This is a genomic window from Alkalihalophilus pseudofirmus OF4 (genome assembly GCF_000005825.2).
Lineage (GTDB): Bacteria > Bacillota > Bacilli > Bacillales > Bacillaceae_D > Alkalihalophilus > Alkalihalophilus pseudofirmus.
On record NC_013791.2, the window covers coordinates 33434 to 50903 of the forward strand.

Annotated in this window: 17 protein-coding genes and 3 rRNA genes; 18 read left to right on the forward strand and 2 right to left on the reverse strand. The window is 43.7% G+C overall.

Going from position 1 to position 17470, the window contains the following annotated elements; genetic code table 11:
* Positions 1 to 6 precede the first annotated feature (6 nt).
* From recR to rrf, 6 genes are all read left to right on the forward strand, one after another.
* Positions 7 to 603 carry a recombination mediator RecR gene (recR, locus tag BPOF4_RS00135; RefSeq protein ID WP_012957040.1) on the forward strand — a complete coding sequence of 199 codons (597 nt, stop codon included), beginning with the start codon at positions 7 to 9 and terminating at the stop codon, positions 601 to 603.
* Positions 604 to 619: 16 nt separating this feature from the next.
* On the forward strand, positions 620 to 847 hold the full coding sequence (locus BPOF4_RS00140) for a YaaL family protein (protein ID WP_012957041.1): 228 nt from the start codon (positions 620 to 622) through the stop codon (positions 845 to 847).
* Positions 848 to 911: 64 nt separating this feature from the next.
* Entirely contained in the window at positions 912 to 1175 is a 264-nt protein-coding gene (locus tag BPOF4_RS00145; protein ID WP_012957042.1) for a pro-sigmaK processing inhibitor BofA family protein, read from the forward strand.
* A gap of 335 nt (positions 1176 to 1510) precedes the next feature.
* Positions 1511 to 3062, forward strand: a 16S ribosomal RNA gene (locus tag BPOF4_RS00150).
* Positions 3063 to 3304: 242 nt separating this feature from the next.
* Positions 3305 to 6245, forward strand: a 23S ribosomal RNA gene (locus BPOF4_RS00155).
* A gap of 78 nt (positions 6246 to 6323) precedes the next feature.
* Positions 6324 to 6439 (forward strand): 5S ribosomal RNA (gene rrf / locus BPOF4_RS00160).
* The 16S, 23S and 5S rRNA genes sit together here, the layout of an rRNA operon.
* A gap of 332 nt (positions 6440 to 6771) precedes the next feature.
* On the opposite strand, the gene BPOF4_RS22100 is transcribed toward rrf, so the two are convergent.
* A complete protein-coding gene (locus BPOF4_RS22100; protein ID WP_158305540.1) occupies positions 6772 to 6927 on the reverse strand; it encodes a hypothetical protein in 156 nt (51 codons plus the stop codon).
* 153 nt (positions 6928 to 7080) lie between these two features.
* Between BPOF4_RS22100 and BPOF4_RS00165 the strand changes: the two genes are divergently transcribed.
* The 10 genes from BPOF4_RS00165 (at position 7081) to rsmI (ending at position 14048) form a co-directional block, all read left to right on the forward strand.
* The gene (locus tag BPOF4_RS00165) at positions 7081 to 7287 is read left to right on the forward strand and encodes a sigma factor G inhibitor Gin (protein WP_012957045.1); all 207 of its coding nucleotides are present in this window, start codon (positions 7081 to 7083) and stop codon (positions 7285 to 7287) included.
* Between the two features lie 138 nt (positions 7288 to 7425).
* On the forward strand, positions 7426 to 8877 hold the full coding sequence (locus tag BPOF4_RS00170; RefSeq protein ID WP_012957046.1) for an aminotransferase class I/II-fold pyridoxal phosphate-dependent enzyme: 1452 nt from the start codon (positions 7426 to 7428) through the stop codon (positions 8875 to 8877).
* The gene (gene tmk / locus BPOF4_RS00175; protein WP_012957047.1) at positions 8874 to 9515 is read left to right on the forward strand and encodes a dTMP kinase; all 642 of its coding nucleotides are present in this window, start codon (positions 8874 to 8876) and stop codon (positions 9513 to 9515) included. The genes BPOF4_RS00170 and tmk overlap by 4 nt, the downstream gene beginning before the upstream one ends.
* A gap of 34 nt (positions 9516 to 9549) precedes the next feature.
* Entirely contained in the window at positions 9550 to 9879 is a 330-nt protein-coding gene (locus BPOF4_RS00180) for a cyclic-di-AMP receptor (RefSeq protein WP_012957048.1), read from the forward strand.
* Between the two features lie 15 nt (positions 9880 to 9894).
* On the forward strand, positions 9895 to 10884 hold the full coding sequence (gene holB / locus BPOF4_RS00185) for a DNA polymerase III subunit delta' (protein WP_012957049.1): 990 nt from the start codon (positions 9895 to 9897) through the stop codon (positions 10882 to 10884).
* A gap of 4 nt (positions 10885 to 10888) precedes the next feature.
* The gene (locus tag BPOF4_RS00190) at positions 10889 to 11719 is read left to right on the forward strand and encodes a PSP1 domain-containing protein (RefSeq protein WP_012957050.1); all 831 of its coding nucleotides are present in this window, start codon (positions 10889 to 10891) and stop codon (positions 11717 to 11719) included.
* A gap of 15 nt (positions 11720 to 11734) precedes the next feature.
* Positions 11735 to 12085: a DNA replication initiation control protein YabA gene (gene yabA, locus BPOF4_RS00195; RefSeq protein WP_012957051.1), complete on the forward strand. Its 351-nt coding sequence runs from the start codon at positions 11735 to 11737 to the stop codon at positions 12083 to 12085.
* Positions 12086 to 12194: 109 nt separating this feature from the next.
* Positions 12195 to 12935 (forward strand): tRNA1(Val) (adenine(37)-N6)-methyltransferase, encoded by a 741-nt coding sequence (locus BPOF4_RS00200; protein WP_012957052.1) that lies wholly within the window; start codon positions 12195 to 12197, stop codon positions 12933 to 12935.
* Positions 12932 to 13201: a GIY-YIG nuclease family protein gene (locus tag BPOF4_RS00205; protein WP_012957053.1), complete on the forward strand. Its 270-nt coding sequence runs from the start codon at positions 12932 to 12934 to the stop codon at positions 13199 to 13201. The genes BPOF4_RS00200 and BPOF4_RS00205 overlap by 4 nt, the downstream gene beginning before the upstream one ends.
* Positions 13185 to 14048, forward strand: coding sequence for a 16S rRNA (cytidine(1402)-2'-O)-methyltransferase (gene rsmI, locus BPOF4_RS00210; RefSeq protein WP_012957054.1), 864 nt, complete (start codon positions 13185 to 13187; stop codon positions 14046 to 14048). The genes BPOF4_RS00205 and rsmI overlap by 17 nt, the downstream gene beginning before the upstream one ends.
* Positions 14049 to 14096: 48 nt before the next feature.
* Here the strand turns inward: rsmI and BPOF4_RS00215 are convergent, their stop codons facing one another.
* Positions 14097 to 14387 (reverse strand): AbrB/MazE/SpoVT family DNA-binding domain-containing protein, encoded by a 291-nt coding sequence (locus BPOF4_RS00215; RefSeq protein WP_012957055.1) that lies wholly within the window; start codon positions 14385 to 14387, stop codon positions 14097 to 14099.
* A 203-nt stretch (positions 14388 to 14590) separates the two neighbouring features.
* On the opposite strand from BPOF4_RS00215, the gene BPOF4_RS00220 reads away from it, so the two are divergent.
* Positions 14591 to 15553: a DNA double-strand break repair nuclease NurA gene (locus BPOF4_RS00220; protein WP_012957056.1), complete on the forward strand. Its 963-nt coding sequence runs from the start codon at positions 14591 to 14593 to the stop codon at positions 15551 to 15553.
* A 12-nt stretch (positions 15554 to 15565) separates the two neighbouring features.
* Positions 15566 to 17398, forward strand: a complete 1833-nt coding sequence (locus tag BPOF4_RS00225) for an ATP-binding protein (protein ID WP_012957057.1) — start codon at positions 15566 to 15568, stop codon at positions 17396 to 17398.
* The last annotated feature ends 72 nt before the right edge of the window (positions 17399 to 17470 follow it).

Consider the following 17470-nt stretch of genomic DNA (forward strand, 5'->3'; position numbering starts at 1 on the left):
TTTGCTTTGCAATATCCAGAACCAATCGCAAAGTTAATTGAAGGATTTATGAAACTGCCAGGTATCGGACCGAAAACGGCGAGCCGCCTGGCTTTCTTTGTTTTAGATATGAAGGAAGATGATGTCTTAGATTTCGCAAAAGCTCTTGTAAATGCTAAGCGGAATTTAACGTATTGCTCGGTTTGTCATAATATTACTGATACGGACCCTTGCCGTATATGTGAGGATAAACATCGAGATGATTCTATGGTTTGTGTTGTCCAAGAAGCGAAAGATGTGATCGCTATGGAAAAGATGAAGGAGTATCGTGGTCATTACCATGTCTTACATGGTGCGATCTCTCCAATGGACGGCATAGGACCTGAGGATGTCAAAATCCCAGAACTATTAAAGCGGCTGCAAGACGATACCATTCAAGAGGTAATCATTGCTACCAACCCGACTATTGAAGGGGAAGCAACGGCGATGTATATATCGCGTCTTGTTAAGCCTACCGGTATTAAAGTGACGAGAATTGCGCACGGACTGCCAGTTGGTGGAGATCTAGAATATGCTGATGAAGTGACATTATCTAGAGCAATTGAAGGTAGAAGAGAATTGTAGCGTCGAGGGGGCCGTTATGTTTTTTCGAAAAAGAGGTAAGCTGCGGAAAGAAGAAAGCGACCGTCTATTACGATCGATTGAATCGATGAAAGAACGATTGGATAATGAAAAGCATTACGTATCACACAGTGTTGATCCATCGGACGACGTGCTTGCGAGAATGAGGGCGACTGAATCTGCCTATACCTTCTTATTAAGAGAAGCTAGAACTCAAAAAATGCGACAGAACAAGCTTGTTAGATAGCTTGTTCTTTTTTTGTGTGAGCACACATAAAATGAACTAAAGACAAGCATTAAGAGGTGATGAGATGGATCCGATCTTAGTTATTGCAATTTTGGCAGGGCTGGTTATCTTGTTATTAACGGTTGGGGCACCACTTAAGCCCATTCGTTTCGTCGGGCAGCTAGCCGTTAAACTTGTAATCGGAGCTTTGATGTTGTTCTTTGTAAATGCTTTTGGTTCGTTCTTTGCCTTTCACATTCCGATCAATGGAGTGACTGCATTAGTCTCCGGTGTCCTCGGAATACCTGGTCTCCTTCTATTAATTGTAACGAAACAGTTTATTCTTTAAGTAGAAGCTGCGATTCTTCTTTAAGAAGATCGCGGGCTTTTTTCTTTTTAATAAATCTTTTTTATAAAAAAAGGGTTGCATTTATTTTTAAAGCTGTGTTATATTATTACTTGTCGCTGAGACGCACCACAACAACAAACGAAAAACAACTTTTAAAAAAGATGTTGACGAAACGTTGATGTGATGGTATATTAGTTAAGTCGCCAACGAGCGGCGGACGAAAAAGTTCTTTGAAAACTGAACAAAAGCCAAGCGAAATAGAGATACATGATATCTCGTCAATTATTAACGCAAGATGATTTTTCATCCTGTGTAAGTGAGCTTAATCAAACACTTTTATGGAGAGTTTGATCCTGGCTCAGGACGAACGCTGGCGGCGTGCCTAATACATGCAAGTCGAGCGGACTGATGGGAGCTTGCTCCCTGATGTTAGCGGCGGACGGGTGAGTAACACGTGGGCAACCTGCCTGTAAGACTGGGATAACTCCGGGAAACCGGGGCTAATACCGGATAACCCGTTCCACCTCATGGTGGAGCGGTAAAAGATGGCCTCTGGCTATCACTTACAGATGGGCCCGCGGCGCATTAGCTAGTTGGTAAGGTAACGGCTTACCAAGGCGACGATGCGTAGCCGACCTGAGAGGGTGATCGGCCACACTGGGACTGAGACACGGCCCAGACTCCTACGGGAGGCAGCAGTAGGGAATCTTCCGCAATGGACGAAAGTCTGACGGAGCAACGCCGCGTGAGTGATGAAGGTTTTCGGATCGTAAAGCTCTGTTGTTAGGGAAGAACAAGTGCCGTTTGAATAAGGCGGCACCTTGACGGTACCTAACCAGAAAGCCACGGCTAACTACGTGCCAGCAGCCGCGGTAATACGTAGGTGGCAAGCGTTGTCCGGAATTATTGGGCGTAAAGCGCGCGCAGGCGGTCTCTTAAGTCTGATGTGAAAGCCCACGGCTCAACCGTGGAGGGTCATTGGAAACTGGGAGACTTGAGTACAGAAGAGGAGAGTGGAATTCCACGTGTAGCGGTGAAATGCGTAGATATGTGGAGGAACACCAGTGGCGAAGGCGACTCTCTGGTCTGTAACTGACGCTGAGGCGCGAAAGCGTGGGGAGCAAACAGGATTAGATACCCTGGTAGTCCACGCCGTAAACGATGAGTGCTAGGTGTTAGGGGTTTCGATGCCCTTAGTGCCGAAGTTAACACATTAAGCACTCCGCCTGGGGAGTACGACCGCAAGGTTGAAACTCAAAGGAATTGACGGGGGCCCGCACAAGCAGTGGAGCATGTGGTTTAATTCGAAGCAACGCGAAGAACCTTACCAGGTCTTGACATCCTTTGACCACTCTAGAGATAGAGCTTTCCCCTTCGGGGGACAAAGTGACAGGTGGTGCATGGTTGTCGTCAGCTCGTGTCGTGAGATGTTGGGTTAAGTCCCGCAACGAGCGCAACCCTTGATCTTAGTTGCCAGCATTCAGTTGGGCACTCTAAGGTGACTGCCGGTGACAAACCGGAGGAAGGTGGGGATGACGTCAAATCATCATGCCCCTTATGACCTGGGCTACACACGTGCTACAATGGATGGTACAAAGGGCTGCAAAACCGCGAGGTTGAGCGAATCCCATAAAGCCATTCTCAGTTCGGATTGTAGGCTGCAACTCGCCTACATGAAGCCGGAATTGCTAGTAATCGCGGATCAGCATGCCGCGGTGAATACGTTCCCGGGCCTTGTACACACCGCCCGTCACACCACGAGAGTTTGTAACACCCGAAGTCGGTGAGGTAACCTTTTGGAGCCAGCCGCCTAAGGTGGGACAGATGATTGGGGTGAAGTCGTAACAAGGTAGCCGTATCGGAAGGTGCGGCTGGATCACCTCCTTTCTATGGAGTATTTAACTCTAGTCGATGTATGATCTTACGATCATATACGCTTTGGATCTTTTGTTCAGTTTTGAAGGAACTATCCTTCAATTAGATACTAATTCTCACCAAGTTGAGTAAGAGTTAGTACTTGGTTCTTTGAAAACTAGATAATGAAATGTAAACATATTTGTTCATCGGTATCTTTTAATAGAGAAGATTGAACGAGCATGTCAAGAATTCAACAACCTTTTTTAAATTTTGGTTAAGTTAGAAAGGGCGCACGGTGAATGCCTTGGCACTAGGAGCCGAAGAAGGACGCGACGAACGGCGAAACGCCTCGGGGAGCTGTAAGTGAGCTTTGATCCGAGGATATCCGAATGGGGGAACCCACTATTCGTAATGGAATAGTACCCATACCTGAATACATAGGGTATGAGGAGGCAGACCTGGGGAACTGAAACATCTAAGTACCCAGAGGAAGAGAAAGCAAATGCGATTACCTGAGTAGCGGCGAGCGAAACGGTATCAGCCCAAACCAAGAGGCTTGCCTCTTGGGGTTGTAGGACACTCTATACGGAGTTACAAAGAAATAGGATAGGCGAAGCGATCTGGAAAGGTCCGCGACACAAGGTAACAGCCCTGTAGTCGAAATTCTATTTCCTCCTGAGTGGATCCTGAGTACGGCGGGACACGTGAAACCCCGTCGGAATCCGGGAGGACCATCTCCCAAGGCTAAATACTCCCTAGTGACCGATAGTGAACCAGTACCGTGAGGGAAAGGTGAAAAGCACCCCGGAAGGGGAGTGAAACAGATCCTGAAACCGTGTGCCTACAACTAGTTGGAGCCCGTTAATGGGTGACAGCGTGCCTTTTGTAGAATGAACCGGCGAGTTACGATGTCGTGCAAGGTTAAGCTGATAAGGCGGAGCCGTAGCGAAAGCGAGTCTGAATAGGGCGAATGAGTACGCCGTCGTAGACCCGAAACCGTGTGATCTACCCATGTCCAGGGTGAAGTTCAGGTAACACTGAAATGGAGGCCCGAACCCACGCATGTTGAAAAATGCGGGGATGAGGTGTGGGTAGGGGTGAAATGCCAATCGAACTCGGAAATAGCTGGTTCTCCCCGAAATAGCTTTAGGGCTAGCCTCGAGGTTGAGAGTTTTGGAGGTAGAGCACTGATTGGACTAGGGGTCCCCACAGGATTACCGAATTCAGTCAAACTCCGAATGCCAAAAACTTTTACTCGGGAGTCAGACTGCGAGTGCTAAGATCCGTAGTCAAGAGGGAAACAGCCCAGACCATCAGCTAAGGTCCCAAAGTATACGTTAAGTGGAAAAGGATGTGGAGTTGCCCAGACAACCAGGATGTTGGCTTAGAAGCAGCCACCATTTAAAGAGTGCGTAATAGCTCACTGGTCGAGTGACTCTGCGCCGAAAATGTACCGGGGCTAAACGTATCACCGAAGCTATGGATTGACACCTTAAGTGTCAGTGGTAGGGGAGCGTTCTAAGTGCAGCGAAGTCAGATCGTGAGGACTGGTGGAGCGCTTAGAAGTGAGAATGCCGGTATGAGTAGCGAAAAGAGGGGTGAGAATCCCCTCCGTCGAAAGCCCAAGGTTTCCTGAGGAAGGCTCGTCCGCTCAGGGTAAGTCGGGACCTAAGCCGAGGCTGAAAAGCGTAGGCGATGGACAACAGGTTGAAATTCCTGTACCACCTCCTCACCGTTTGAGTAATGGGGGGACGCAGTAAGGTAGGGTAAGCGCACTGATGGATATGTGCGTCCAAGCAATTAGGCTGAGAAGTAGGCAAATCCGCTTCTCACGAAGGCTGAGTTGTGATGGCGAGGGAAATGTAGTACCGAAGTTCCTGATCCTCCACTGCCAAGAAAAGCCTCTAGCGAGGTGAGAGGTGCCCGTACCGCAAACCGACACAGGTAGGCGAGAAGAGAATTCTAAGACGCTCGGGAGAACTCTCGTTAAGGAACTCGGCAAAATGACCCCGTAACTTCGGGAGAAGGGGTGCTCTGGTAGGGTGTATGCCCGAGAGAGCCGCAGTGAAAAGATCCAAGCGACTGTTTAGCAAAAACACAGGTCTCTGCGAAGCCGCAAGGCGAAGTATAGGGGCTGACACCTGCCCGGTGCTGGAAGGTTAAGAGGAGGGGTTATCCCTTACGGGAGAAGCTCTGAATTGAAGCCCCAGTAAACGGCGGCCGTAACTATAACGGTCCTAAGGTAGCGAAATTCCTTGTCGGGTAAGTTCCGACCCGCACGAATGGTGTAACGACTTGGATACTGTCTCAACGAGAGACCCGGTGAAATTATAGTACCTGTGAAGATGCAGGTTACCCGCGACAGGACGGAAAGACCCCATGGAGCTTTACTGTAGCTTGATATTGGATGTTGGTACAGTTTGTACAGGATAGGTAGGAGCCTTGGAAGTCGGAGCGCCAGCTTCGATGGAGGCGTCGGTGGGATACTACCCTGACTGTGCTGACATTCTAACCTCGAGCCGTAATCCGGTTCAGGGACAGTGTCAGGTGGGCAGTTTGACTGGGGCGGTCGCCTCCTAAACAGTAACGGAGGCGCCCAAAGGTTCCCTCAGAATGGTTGGAAATCATTCGTAGAGTGCAAAGGCAAAAGGGAGCTTGACTGCGAGACCTACAAGTCGAGCAGGGACGAAAGTCGGGCTTAGTGATCCGGTGGTTCCGCATGGAAGGGCCATCGCTCAACGGATAAAAGCTACCCTGGGGATAACAGGCTTATCTCCCCCAAGAGTCCACATCGACGGGGAGGTTTGGCACCTCGATGTCGGCTCATCGCATCCTGGGGCTGAAGTAGGTCCCAAGGGTTGGGCTGTTCGCCCATTAAAGCGGTACGCGAGCTGGGTTCAGAACGTCGTGAGACAGTTCGGTCCCTATCCGTCGCGGGCGTAGGAAATTTGAGAGGAGCTGTCCTTAGTACGAGAGGACCGGGATGGACACACCGCTGGTGTACCAGTTGTTCCGCCAGGAGCATCGCTGGGTAGCTACGTGTGGACGGGATAAGTGCTGAAAGCATCTAAGCATGAAGCCCCCCTCAAGATGAGATTTCCCATGGAGTTAATCCAGTAAGACCCCTTAGAGATGATGAGGTTGATAGGTCTGGTGTGGAAGCATGGCGACATGTGGAGCTGACAGATACTAATCGGTCGAGGACTTATCCAAATTATTCTTGACATATGTTTACACATTATCTAGTTTTGAGAGAACCATCTCAAACATTCACTGTAAAGTGAATCATAGTCTGGTGGCGATAGCAAAGAGGTCACACCCGTTCCCATGCCGAACACGGTCGTTAAGCTCTTTTGCGCCGATGGTAGTTGGGGGCTTCCCCCTGTGAGAGTAGGACGTTGCCAGGCAGATAAAACACAATCCATTAGGATTGTGTTTTTAGTATGCATAAAGGGATAAGGGGCGCAATAGAGCTTACCTGATCCGAAGGAGCAGCGCCACCTTCGAATCTTCCTGTATCCTTCATGACATTCATCTTGAACAATCTTCGTGATCCCCCTGTGAGACGAACCCTTTCTCTTCGTAACGATTCATGAAAAACTTCGAAGAGAAACGGCATGAATAATAATCTTCCCCGTAGAAGAGAAAGGGTGAGCCAGGACGTTGCCAGGCAAATAAAACACAATCCATTAGGATTGTGTTTTTTAGTATGCATAAACAGCGAAGGACCACTTATGAGCTAAGCTAGCAGATCTCCTCGCCCGTCAACTAATGCAATAAACAGCAAAGCAGGTACTATTCCGCTTTCTGCTGACGCAAATAGCTGCTCATCAGGCGCAATAAACAATCTTTGACGCAATGAGCCTCTGAACCCGCGCAAGCTTCCAACCTTCACGAGAGCCTATCCAATAAAATACTCTTCAATGGATAGGCACCAACCTGCTTCCGAATGAATACACTAAAGGAAAGGTCTTTCGACGATATGTGAGCTCATTCATGTGTATAAAGAAAGATAACAGTGCCGACAATGAGACTAGAGGTGATAAGGATGAAACAAACCAGAGTCATTCATGTACGGCTTGGGGAGAAATGTGTTTGTTGTCAGGATGTTAGGACGGAAGGGTTACGTATATTTGATTCATTCATTTGCTTAAAATGTGAAGAAGGAATTGTTGATGTGGAAAGTAATGAAGAGCCTTATGAACATTTTATAACTGCGTTAAGAGGCATTACCCCTTCTGTGAACGAAAATTAAATAGCGGTTTTAAACTGATTCTAACACATTCACATCTAACCCTAGATGCATCTATGTTAGAATCAGTTTTTTTTAGGAGACAGATAAAAGCATGAACCATTCGTTTGATTTATAATAGAGAGAAAGGAGTGTAGGGCATTGAATAGAGAAGACTCAAACATACCATTAATTAGCGCCATTCAGCAGCATTTTAAAAGGGAGCCGATCTCTTTTCATGTGCCTGGACATAAAAATGGAAAGCTTTTTCATTCATCTTTAATGGAAGATTTTAAAGATATACATAAGTATGATGTAACAGAACTTGAGGGACTTGATGATCTTCACCACCCAACTGGAGTGATATTAGAGGCACAGGAGCTTTGTGCATCGTTTTATCAGGCGAAAGAAAGTGTCTTTCTCGTAGGAGGTTCGACAGCAGGAAACTTAGCAATGGTCCATGGTTTAACAGAAGCAAGCGATCAAATATTAATACAGCGCAATAGTCACAAATCATTGTTTCATGCAATAGAATTATTTCAAGTAGAGCCTATTTTCTTAAAACCTGAACTAGAAAAGGAGACAGGACATCCGCTAGGACCTTCGCTTACAACAATTGAAGAGGCGATTGATCATTTTCCGGAAGCAAAGGTGTTATTTTTGACGTACCCTAACTATTACGGAGCATCCTTTGAAATAAAAGCATTGATTGATAAAGCTCATGAAGCAGGGCTTATCGTTTGTGTAGATGAAGCGCATGGAGCACATTTTGCGCTAGGGGATCCATTCCCTCCTTCCGCTTTACAGTTAGGGGCCGATATCGTTGTGCAGTCTGCTCATAAAATGCTGCCTGCTTTGACGATGGGATCTTATTTACATTTTCACCCCTCTTTAGCAAAAGAAAAAGTAGAACTGGTAAAGCACTCACTCGCGATGCTGCAATCTAGCAGTCCGTCTTATTTAATTATGGCAGCATTAGACGGGGCTCGGGCATATATTGAACAATTAAATGAGGAAAATATAAATGAAATGATAGCAGGAGTTCAATCTTTTATAGACGAAATAGCTACTATCCCTCAACTAGAGGTCATAAAGAGAAGCCACTCCTCCTATTCACAAGACCCATTAAAGGTTACAATAAAGTCATGTACAAAGCTATCTGGATTCGAGCTGCAAGACTTATTGTTTAAAGAAGGAATTGATGTTGAGTTAGCTGATCATAAACATGTTTTGTTTGTTTTCGGATTAGGAGATTATACGGATACATCTTATCTTGCCTTAAAACTTAGGGGACTGCTCTCTGAATATAACGTAATAAATGAAGAGGTAAATATAGTAAGCAGCACGGATAAGATCACTCAATTAAGCATTCCATCCCATCAGGTTAAAAAATATTCTTATAAAGTTTGTTCAATAGATAAGGCTGTCGGTCATATAGCAGCTGAAGAGATTGTTCCATATCCACCAGGCATCCCTCTAGTGTTTAAAGGAGAAGTGCTCAAGGACAGTGTGATGAAAGATATCGTGAGATTACATGAAAGTGGAGCTGTGTTCCAAGGAAATAATCCTTTAATAGACGGATTGAAGGTAGTAGATTTGGAGGAAATAAAATGAAGACAGGTTTGTTTATCACTGTTGAAGGTGGAGAAGGAGCCGGTAAGACAACAATTGTTGATAAAATAGAGCAAGATCTGCGGGCAAGAAATATTAGTGTAGTAAGGACACGAGAGCCTGGCGGTATACGAATAGCAGAACGGATTAGAGAAGTCATTCTTGATGTTGACCATACAGAAATGGATGCTAGGACGGAGGCTCTTTTATATGCTGCTGCTAGAAGGCAGCACCTCATAGAAAAAGTACTCCCGGCACTTGAAGAAGGAAACGTAGTTATATGTGACCGCTTTATTGACAGCAGCCTCGCCTATCAAGGTCATGCACGAGGGATTGGTTTTAACGATGTGCTGGCGATTAATGAATTTGCCATTGAGGGCAATTACCCTGATCTAACATTGTTTTTTAACATCGAACCAGAAGTGGGACTCGCGCGAATAAAGAGAAGCGGGACTCGCGAGGTCAACCGGCTGGATCAAGAAGTATTTGATTTTCATGAAAAGGTAAAAGAAGGCTACGAGAAAGTGATCGCACAGTATCCTGATCGAATGGCCGTAATAAATGCCGACCAAGAGGTAGATGCTGTATTTTCCGATGCGATGGCGGTTATTAACGACTTTCTAAAGAAATCTTCTAAGTAGTGTTACCATTATTCATTTTGAAGGGGTGGTTATGATGAAATTGATCATTGCGGTAGTTCAAGATAAAGACAGCAACAGACTATCAGAGGCGTTAGTTAAGGCAAACTTTAGAGCGACAAAGCTTGCTAGTACAGGAGGCTTTTTGAAGGCTGGGAATACTACGTTCTTAATTGGAACAGAAGATGCGCATATTGAGCAGGTAAAAGAAATTATCAAGAAAAACTGTCAAAGCCGCGATCAGCTTGTTGCACCAATTTCACCAATGGGGGGCAATGCAGATTCTTATGTTCCTTATCCGGTAGAAGTACAAGTAGGCGGCGCGACTGTATTTGTTTTACCAGTAGAGCAATTTGAACAGTTTTAAGGATGATGTATGAAAATGGAAACATGGAACGAATTAAAAGACAGTCAGCCGAAAGTTGTCCAATTATTACAAAGAAGCTTAGAAAAAGACCGCCTAGCTCACGCTTATTTATTTGAAGGGAGTAAGGGAACAGGGAAGAAGCAAATTGCATTTCAGCTGGCAAAAAGCTTTTTATGTAAAAAAAATGAAGGCGCAGAACCCTGCTTAGTTTGCGCTGATTGTAAACGTATTGACCACCGCAATCACCCTGATGTTCATATTATTGAACCAGAGGGGCTTTCTATTAAAAAGCAGCAGGTTGAACACTTGCAAAAAGAATTTACGTACCGCGGGGTAGAATCTGGCAAGAAAGTTTATATAGTTGACCAAGCAGATAAAATGACAGCGAGTGCTGCAAATAGTCTGCTTAAATTTCTAGAAGAACCAACGGCCCCTACTTTAGCTGTCCTTATGACAGAGCGTGCGAGCAGTGTGCTGCCAACGATTCAATCACGTAGTCAGCAATTAAGTTTTTCACCTCTCCCAAGAGAAAAATTTATAGAACGTTTGGAAAAAGAAGGCATCTCACGCACGCTAAGTACGTTAATAGCAGGTCTGACTCAAAGCTATGAAGAGGCAATTGCGCTAATGGAGTCAGATTGGATTGCACAAGCACGAAGCGTAGTGATACAATTAAACGAAGAGCTTTATGAAAGACCGCATCAAGTGTTCTTAACAATTCAGGATAAATGGATTCCTACATTTAAAGAACGACGTGAACTTGAACTCGGTCTTGATATGATTCTCTTATGGTTGCGAGACCTTTTATATACACAGGTCGGCAAAACGGACCAATTAGTATTTGCTGACCAGCAGACGTTGCTAGAGCAGCAGGCCCTCTCTAGCTCGCAGGAGAAGACGAGTCAAAGCATGTCTTTTGTACTCGAAGCAAAGCGCCATTTAAGCGCCAATGTAAATCCGCAGCTGGTGATGGAGAAGTTGTTCTTTAGCATACAGGAGGGATAGACGGTTGCATCAAGTCGTAGGCGTCCGTTTTAAAAAAGCGGGCAAAATCTATTACTTCTCCCCAGGTGATTTAGAACTTGAAAAAGGAGAAGCTGTCATCGTCGAAACATCAAGAGGTGTCGAGTATGGCCGTGTGGTCATTGGTGTCAAATCTGTAGAGGAACAAGATGTCGTATTACCTTTAAAACAAGTGATCCGCATTGCTACAGAAAAGGACCGGCTGACTGTTCAAGAAAACCGTGAACAGGCTCAAAAGGCATTTGATGTTTGTACAGATAAAATTAATGAACATCAGCTTGATATGAAGCTAGTTGATGTTGAATATACATTTGACCGCAATAAAGTATTGTTTTATTTTACAGCAGATGGTCGTATTGACTTTAGAGAGTTAGTTAAAGACCTTGCCGCTGTTTTTAGAACACGTATTGAATTGCGTCAAATTGGAGTCCGAGATGAAGCGAAAATGCTCGGCGGGATTGGCCCATGTGGGAGAGTTTTATGTTGTTCATCATTTTTAGGTGATTTTGAACCGGTGTCAATAAAGATGGCAAAGGATCAGAACTTATCATTAAATCCAGCTAAGATATCTGGCTTATGCGGGCGTTTAATGTGTTGCTTAAAGTATGAAAATGATATGTATGAGTCAGCTAAAAAAGAATTGCCTGATGTAGGAAAACATATTAAAACTCCACATGGAAAAGGTAAAGTAGTAGGGCTGAATATGCTTGAGCGGCTCGTTCAAGTAGATATACTTGAAAGTGACGAAGGAGTTCTTGAGTTTACACTCGATGAGCTGACAGAACACAAAGTCGCAGCAGCTGAAGCCAGAGAATAAAGAGGTGGGAGCTACGTGGAGAAAAAGGCAATCTTTCAAAAGGTGAGTCAAATTGAAGAACGGATCGGAGAGCTTCATCATGAGCTACGTGGCTTAAAAGAGCAGCTCGCCCACTTAATTGAAGAAAATCATTATATGCAAATAGAAAATGATAACTTAAGGAAGCGGCTCGACTCAGAAGAGGAACGAACAAATGATAAGCCTCTTGAAGATAAAGCACAGAAGAAGCCGGTGGTGGGTGAAGGCTATGATAATTTAGCACGCCTTTATCAAGAAGGGTTTCATGTGTGTAATACTCATTATGGAAGCTTGCGTTCTGATGGTGATGATTGCCTCTTTTGCTTATCATTCTTGCATCAAAAATAAAGTTGATGTATGCCTCTTAAAAAGGCCTTCCATTTTAAAAGGAAGGCCTTTTGTTTACATAGAAAACGTTTAAGCAGTGTTTAAGACAATAGAAAGGTAGTTGGACAGTTTGGATAATCTATACCAGGATGAGCGAATTGATTATATTGCCGGGACAGATCTAAAAGTCATTCAAAGTCCATCGGTATTCTCATTTTCAATAGATGCCATCTTACTCGCCCGCTTTACTTATCTTCCCATACAAAAAGGAAACATTCTTGATTTATGTTCTGGCAATGGAGTCATTCCTCTTGTATTAAGCACCCGTACAAAAGCAACGATTACAGGTGTTGAAATCCAAGAAAGACTATGGGACATGGCTCGGCGAAATGAGGAATTAAATAAATTGAACCAGCAGCTTCATTTTGAGTTAGCGGATCTTAATCATCTGCCGCCATCGATAAAAAAAGGCAGCTTTGATGTGGTGACATGTAATCCGCCTTATTTTGAAACCGTATCTGAAGAAGAGAAGAATAAAAATCTTCATTTAGCCATTGCAAGACATGAAATTCACTGCTCATTAGAAGATGTGATTCGCGTATGCAGCCAATATGTTAAACAAAAGGGGAAAGTGACGCTTGTCCATCGTCCGGAGCGTCTAGGTGATATCATTTACTTAATGAAGAACTACAGAATTGAACCAAAACGAATGCAGCTCGTTCACCCGAAAAAGGGCAAGGATGCCAACATTGTGTTAATAGAGGGTATTAAAGATGGAAGCTCCGGTCTTAAGTGCTTGCCCCCAATAACCGTTTATGGACTTGACGGGGAATATACAAAGGAATTTGAAGAGGTGTATATCGGATCATGAGCCATTATGTCTATATTCTTGAATGCAGCGACCACAGCTGGTATACAGGTTATACGACAGATGTAGGTAGAAGACTAGATATGCATAGCTCAGGCAAAGGTGCGAAGTATACAAAAGGACGAGGGCCGTTCACGCTTAAGTATGTACAAGAATTCGAAACGAAAAAAGAAGCACTTCAAGCAGAGTATGCTATTAAGAAACTGAGTAGAAAGCAGAAGGAACGTTATGTTTTAGAGAGTGGTGAAAATAATGAAGCAACAAGCTAGTTTTAGAGGTGATACGCAAGTTGGTGTCATTTATTTAGTGCCAACACCAATTGGCAACCTAGAAGATATGACTTACCGTGCCATCCGTACATTAAAAGAAGCAGACTATATTGCTGCTGAAGATACGAGACAATCTAAGAAGCTTTGTAATCATTTTGAGATTACAACCCCTTTGGTAAGATATGATGAGCATAATAAAGATAAAGCGGGAAATATGTTGATTGAAAAAGTAAAAGAAGGAAAAACAATTGCACTGGTAAGTGATGCGGGTATGCCAGCTATTTCAGATCCAGGACATGACCTTGTCAAGCTAGCCATTGGAGAAGACATTTCTGTCATATCACTTCCGGGCCCGAATGCAGCCCTCACAAGCCTGATCGCCTCAGGCCTTAATACAGAATCCTTCTTCTTTGCGGGTTTTTTGCCTCGTCAGAAGAAAAACAGGACCGAAACCCTTGAGGAGTTGAAACCAATCAAAGCAACACTTATGTTTTATGAGGCTCCTCATCGCTTAAAAGAGACTTTAGAAGCCATGCATCAAACCTTGGGAAACAGAAAAATAACCATTTGCCGGGAGTTAACAAAGAAGTTTGAAGAGTATCAGCGCGGCACGTTAGAAGAAGCCGTTGAGTGGTGTAAAACGGGTACGGTTAAAGGAGAATTTTGCCTGATTGTAGAAGGTTTAACAGAAGAAATTAAAGAGGACAAGTGGTGGGACGAGCTAGATCTAAATCAGCATGTGGAACATTATATCGCTCTAGGGATGTCTTCAAAAACTGCGATAAAACAAGTAGCAGTTGATCGAAATCTGCCAAAGCGAGAAGTATATCAGGCATATCATACGTAATATAAAAAAAGACTCTGGATAACAGAGTCTTTTATCATAAAAGGCTTATTAAGATTGTGTTGAACGAGAAACGTAATCTTGTAATTCTTTGATGATATCTTGAGCACCTTGTGGGCTAAGGATGATTTTACCACCAGCGATAGATAGGTTATCATCAGAAACTTCACCAGTGATTTGGCAAGTCATGTTTGGCTTATATTTCTTTAGAATGATGCGATCGTTATCAACGTAGATCTCAAGAGCATCCTTCTCTGCAATATCAAGTGTGCGGCGTAGTTCAATTGGAATAACTACACGACCTAATTCATCAACTTTACGTACAATACCTGTAGATTTCATTATGAATCGTCTCCTCTCAGACTTAAAAATATTTATAAGTTTTTGTGTCATTATTCGACATTTTTCTCTCTGTTTTTAGAATACCAGTGTTTCCAAAACAAGTCAATTAATTTATAAATATTTTTATATAAAAACGCATGTAATTTATTCCATGTCTATAAACCTTGATATATCAACTGTTTAAAAAAGGAGGTAAATAAAGTATGTTAAACTTATCCCCAGATCTTGCAAAAAAGTTGGAAGGTATAGGAAATGAGTTGAAAGCAATCTACGCTGATTCGACAAATGAAAAAGAGATTATTCGACAAAAGTTGCGTGACTCTGGCACTTACTTTCGACAAATGAAGTCGCTTTCGACAAGAACTTTGTCGAATTGGTTAAATGGTCGTGAGATAGCAGGAGTGGATGGGTCTGTAAATCAAACAAAAGGACAACCGCCGCATCTTCTTTATTTATTCCAAGCATTAGCGAAAACCATTTCAGGATATGAATGCAGAGAGTCAGATGTCTACACGCCTTTGCTTGATACAAAAGAAGAGATTGAACAGGAGAAGCAGCCGATGAAATGGCGGTCTCATTTATTAGCTAAAATTGAACTTGAGGTGGCTAAGAGATTAATAGAAGAAAAGGATGTAGGATTCCTTATGATGGACGGGGCTTTATATCATTATAGAATTGATGCTCCGGAAGAATGGGAAAGTTTACGGCTTCTTGCTTTAGAGAAAGACGTGCTCCTTGTTGGGGTATCAGAGGAAATTACGACAGAAAATTTGATTAAGCTGCCAGCTTTCAAAGATCATGCTAGAAAACCTCATACGTATGACCGTGATTTGTTGTTTGGTAAACTTAATCGAGGCGAGATGATTCATTTAGAAGACATTCAACAAAAGGCAGGTTTGTCATCATCATGGATGCGCCCTAGCTCAGCACCTAGTATTACAGGATTTGACCTCTTAATTGAGCAGTCTGAGAAACGCGATCTTGTCTCTGATCTCCTCTACACCCTTACCCCAAAGGATGGGAGAGGCATCCCTTTTTGGCTGGATCATGTCGATCGGGATGTTAGAGTGACAGACCGCCTAGTAGAAGCGTTAGTTGAGCAATACATTGACCCGGAAATTAAACAACGTTTGTTTATACAAAAACGTCAAGATAGACCTTATTAAGGAGGAAGAAAAATGCAAATTGTAGGGGTTACGACTCAGCATGAAGTATATGTTGCATCGAAAGAGCATAAGTTCCGGATGAATGAAATGGTTGTGATAGAAGATCAGTCATTAAAAAACCCTAAAGGAGAAGTAGTCGAAACCTTCTCCTATAACCGTTATATTCCAATGGGATTTGATAAGGGAATTGTCGATGATCAAGTACTGAAAACGTTAGAGCATATTGGATATGATATTGGAGCTGATGATATTCATCTAGCAAAGGTGCGTCTTTTTGAAGAGGCGCCGCAGCCTATTCAGACTGGGGCCAGAATCAGGCATCCAGAGTTTCATGAAATAGAATCGCTGCTTGTACAATCTAATCCGAAAGATGGGATGGTGCTTGGGGAAGTGAAATCAACGGATTTTATTGCACCCAGTCTGCCAGATTCCTTAAACGGGCTGTTACATATTCAAGAAGAAGATAATCTTCGTCCTCAAAACGGTGTTCCGTTTATCTTTGATATTCGTGCAATGCAGCAATACCCTCATATCGGGGTATTTGGCGGTTCTGGCTCGGGTAAGTCATTTGGCCTGCGTGTAATGCTTGAGGAATTGATGAAACTTCAAATTCCAACGATCGTATTTGACCCCCATTTCGAAATGAATTTTGCTGCTGCAGCGAGCGGAATAGATGATGCCCCGTCTTATCATGAACGCTATACGGTGGTGCAGATTGGCCGTGATGTCGGGGTTGACTTTTCAGCTTTATCAACGAGAGATGTAGAGAGGCTTCTTCAAGCAGCGGGATCTCTTAGTGAATCTATGGTTAATGTCATTCAAACGATTCACAAGCGTAAAGACAGCTACCAGTCTTTCAGTGATCGTGTCGCCAATTTGGCAGAAGCACTTGAGCTTGGCAAACAAAAAGTAGAGGGCTTCCTTCATGATGGAGGGATGTCACGCGAGGAGATTTCGAAATATACGACATTCAAAAAGCTGTTAGATCAATTTGGCAGTCTGCCGCTAGCATCAGTTAAAGGGATTCAGTGGCGGGTGAATCGCTTAAATCAAGCAGGTTTATTCCAGCAAAATATTCGAGCGATTGAACAAGGCATTCATGCAGGACAGCTTGTTGTAGTCCAAGGTGCTGTATGGCTTCTGCAAGTTTTCTCAAGTTATGTGATCGGCTCGTTATACGGAAAGCGGCGCACTTATAAAGATGCGAAGCTTCAGCAGCAGCAAGGGGAGTTTTTCCCCCCATTTGTCGTTGTAACGGATGAGGCACATAACTTCGCTCCAAAAGGCTACGATGCCCCGGCAAAATCAGTCTTAAAAGAAATTGCTCAAGAGGGCAGGAAGTATGGGGTGTTTCTAATTTTTGCTACTCAAAGACCAACGCTGCTTGATGAAACGATTACAGCGCAGTTGAACTCGAAATTCGTATTCAGAACGGTCAGAGGGACAGATATACAGACAATAAAAGAAGAAACAGACTTAACTCATGATGAAGGAAAACGCCTGCCGTATTTGCGAAGTGGTGATGTATTCGTATCCTCCGCCATCATTGGAAGGACAATGGCTGTGCGGATAAGGTTAGCTCATTCTGCCAGCCCGCATACACTAAACCCATTTGATGAATTAAGACAAATGACCGAAGCTGGAGATGAAGCGGTCCTTACCGCTCTAAAACCACATCTTCCGATCGCTGAGATGAGTATAATGAAGGAACTCGACACATTAAATAAAGAAGCACAAAAAAGCTGGGACGTTCAATCGTGGAAGCAAGAGCTTGAACGCCTGTGTCAGCAAGGAAAATTAACAAAACAAAAGACCCCTTTTGCTACGCTTTATGATCGCTCTTGACAGCAGTCTCTTTAGTTCGGTATATTTTGGATAGATTCTTGGGATAATTGAAATAAATACAATGTATATTTG

Bases quoted from the DNA above. Each gene is read 5' to 3' on its own strand.
- BPOF4_RS00140 (WP_012957041.1), top strand. From the start codon at position 620: ATGTTTTTTCGAAAAAGAGGTAAGCTGCGGAAAGAAGAAAGCGACCGT.
- BPOF4_RS00145 (WP_012957042.1), top strand. From the start codon at position 912: ATGGATCCGATCTTAGTTATTGCAATTTTGGCAGGGCTGGTTATCTTG.
- BPOF4_RS00165 (WP_012957045.1), top strand. From the start codon at position 7,081: ATGAAACAAACCAGAGTCATTCATGTACGGCTTGGGGAGAAATGTGTT.
- tmk (WP_012957047.1), top strand. From the start codon at position 8,874: ATGAAGACAGGTTTGTTTATCACTGTTGAAGGTGGAGAAGGAGCCGGT.
- BPOF4_RS00180 (WP_012957048.1), top strand. From the start codon at position 9,550: ATGAAATTGATCATTGCGGTAGTTCAAGATAAAGACAGCAACAGACTA.
- holB (WP_012957049.1), top strand. From the start codon at position 9,895: ATGGAAACATGGAACGAATTAAAAGACAGTCAGCCGAAAGTTGTCCAA.
- BPOF4_RS00205 (WP_012957053.1), top strand. From the start codon at position 12,932: ATGAGCCATTATGTCTATATTCTTGAATGCAGCGACCACAGCTGGTAT.
- rsmI (WP_012957054.1), top strand. From the start codon at position 13,185: ATGAAGCAACAAGCTAGTTTTAGAGGTGATACGCAAGTTGGTGTCATT.
- BPOF4_RS00215 (WP_012957055.1), bottom strand. From the start codon at position 14,387: ATGAAATCTACAGGTATTGTACGTAAAGTTGATGAATTAGGTCGTGTA.
- BPOF4_RS00220 (WP_012957056.1), top strand. From the start codon at position 14,591: ATGTTAAACTTATCCCCAGATCTTGCAAAAAAGTTGGAAGGTATAGGA.
- BPOF4_RS00225 (WP_012957057.1), top strand. From the start codon at position 15,566: ATGCAAATTGTAGGGGTTACGACTCAGCATGAAGTATATGTTGCATCG.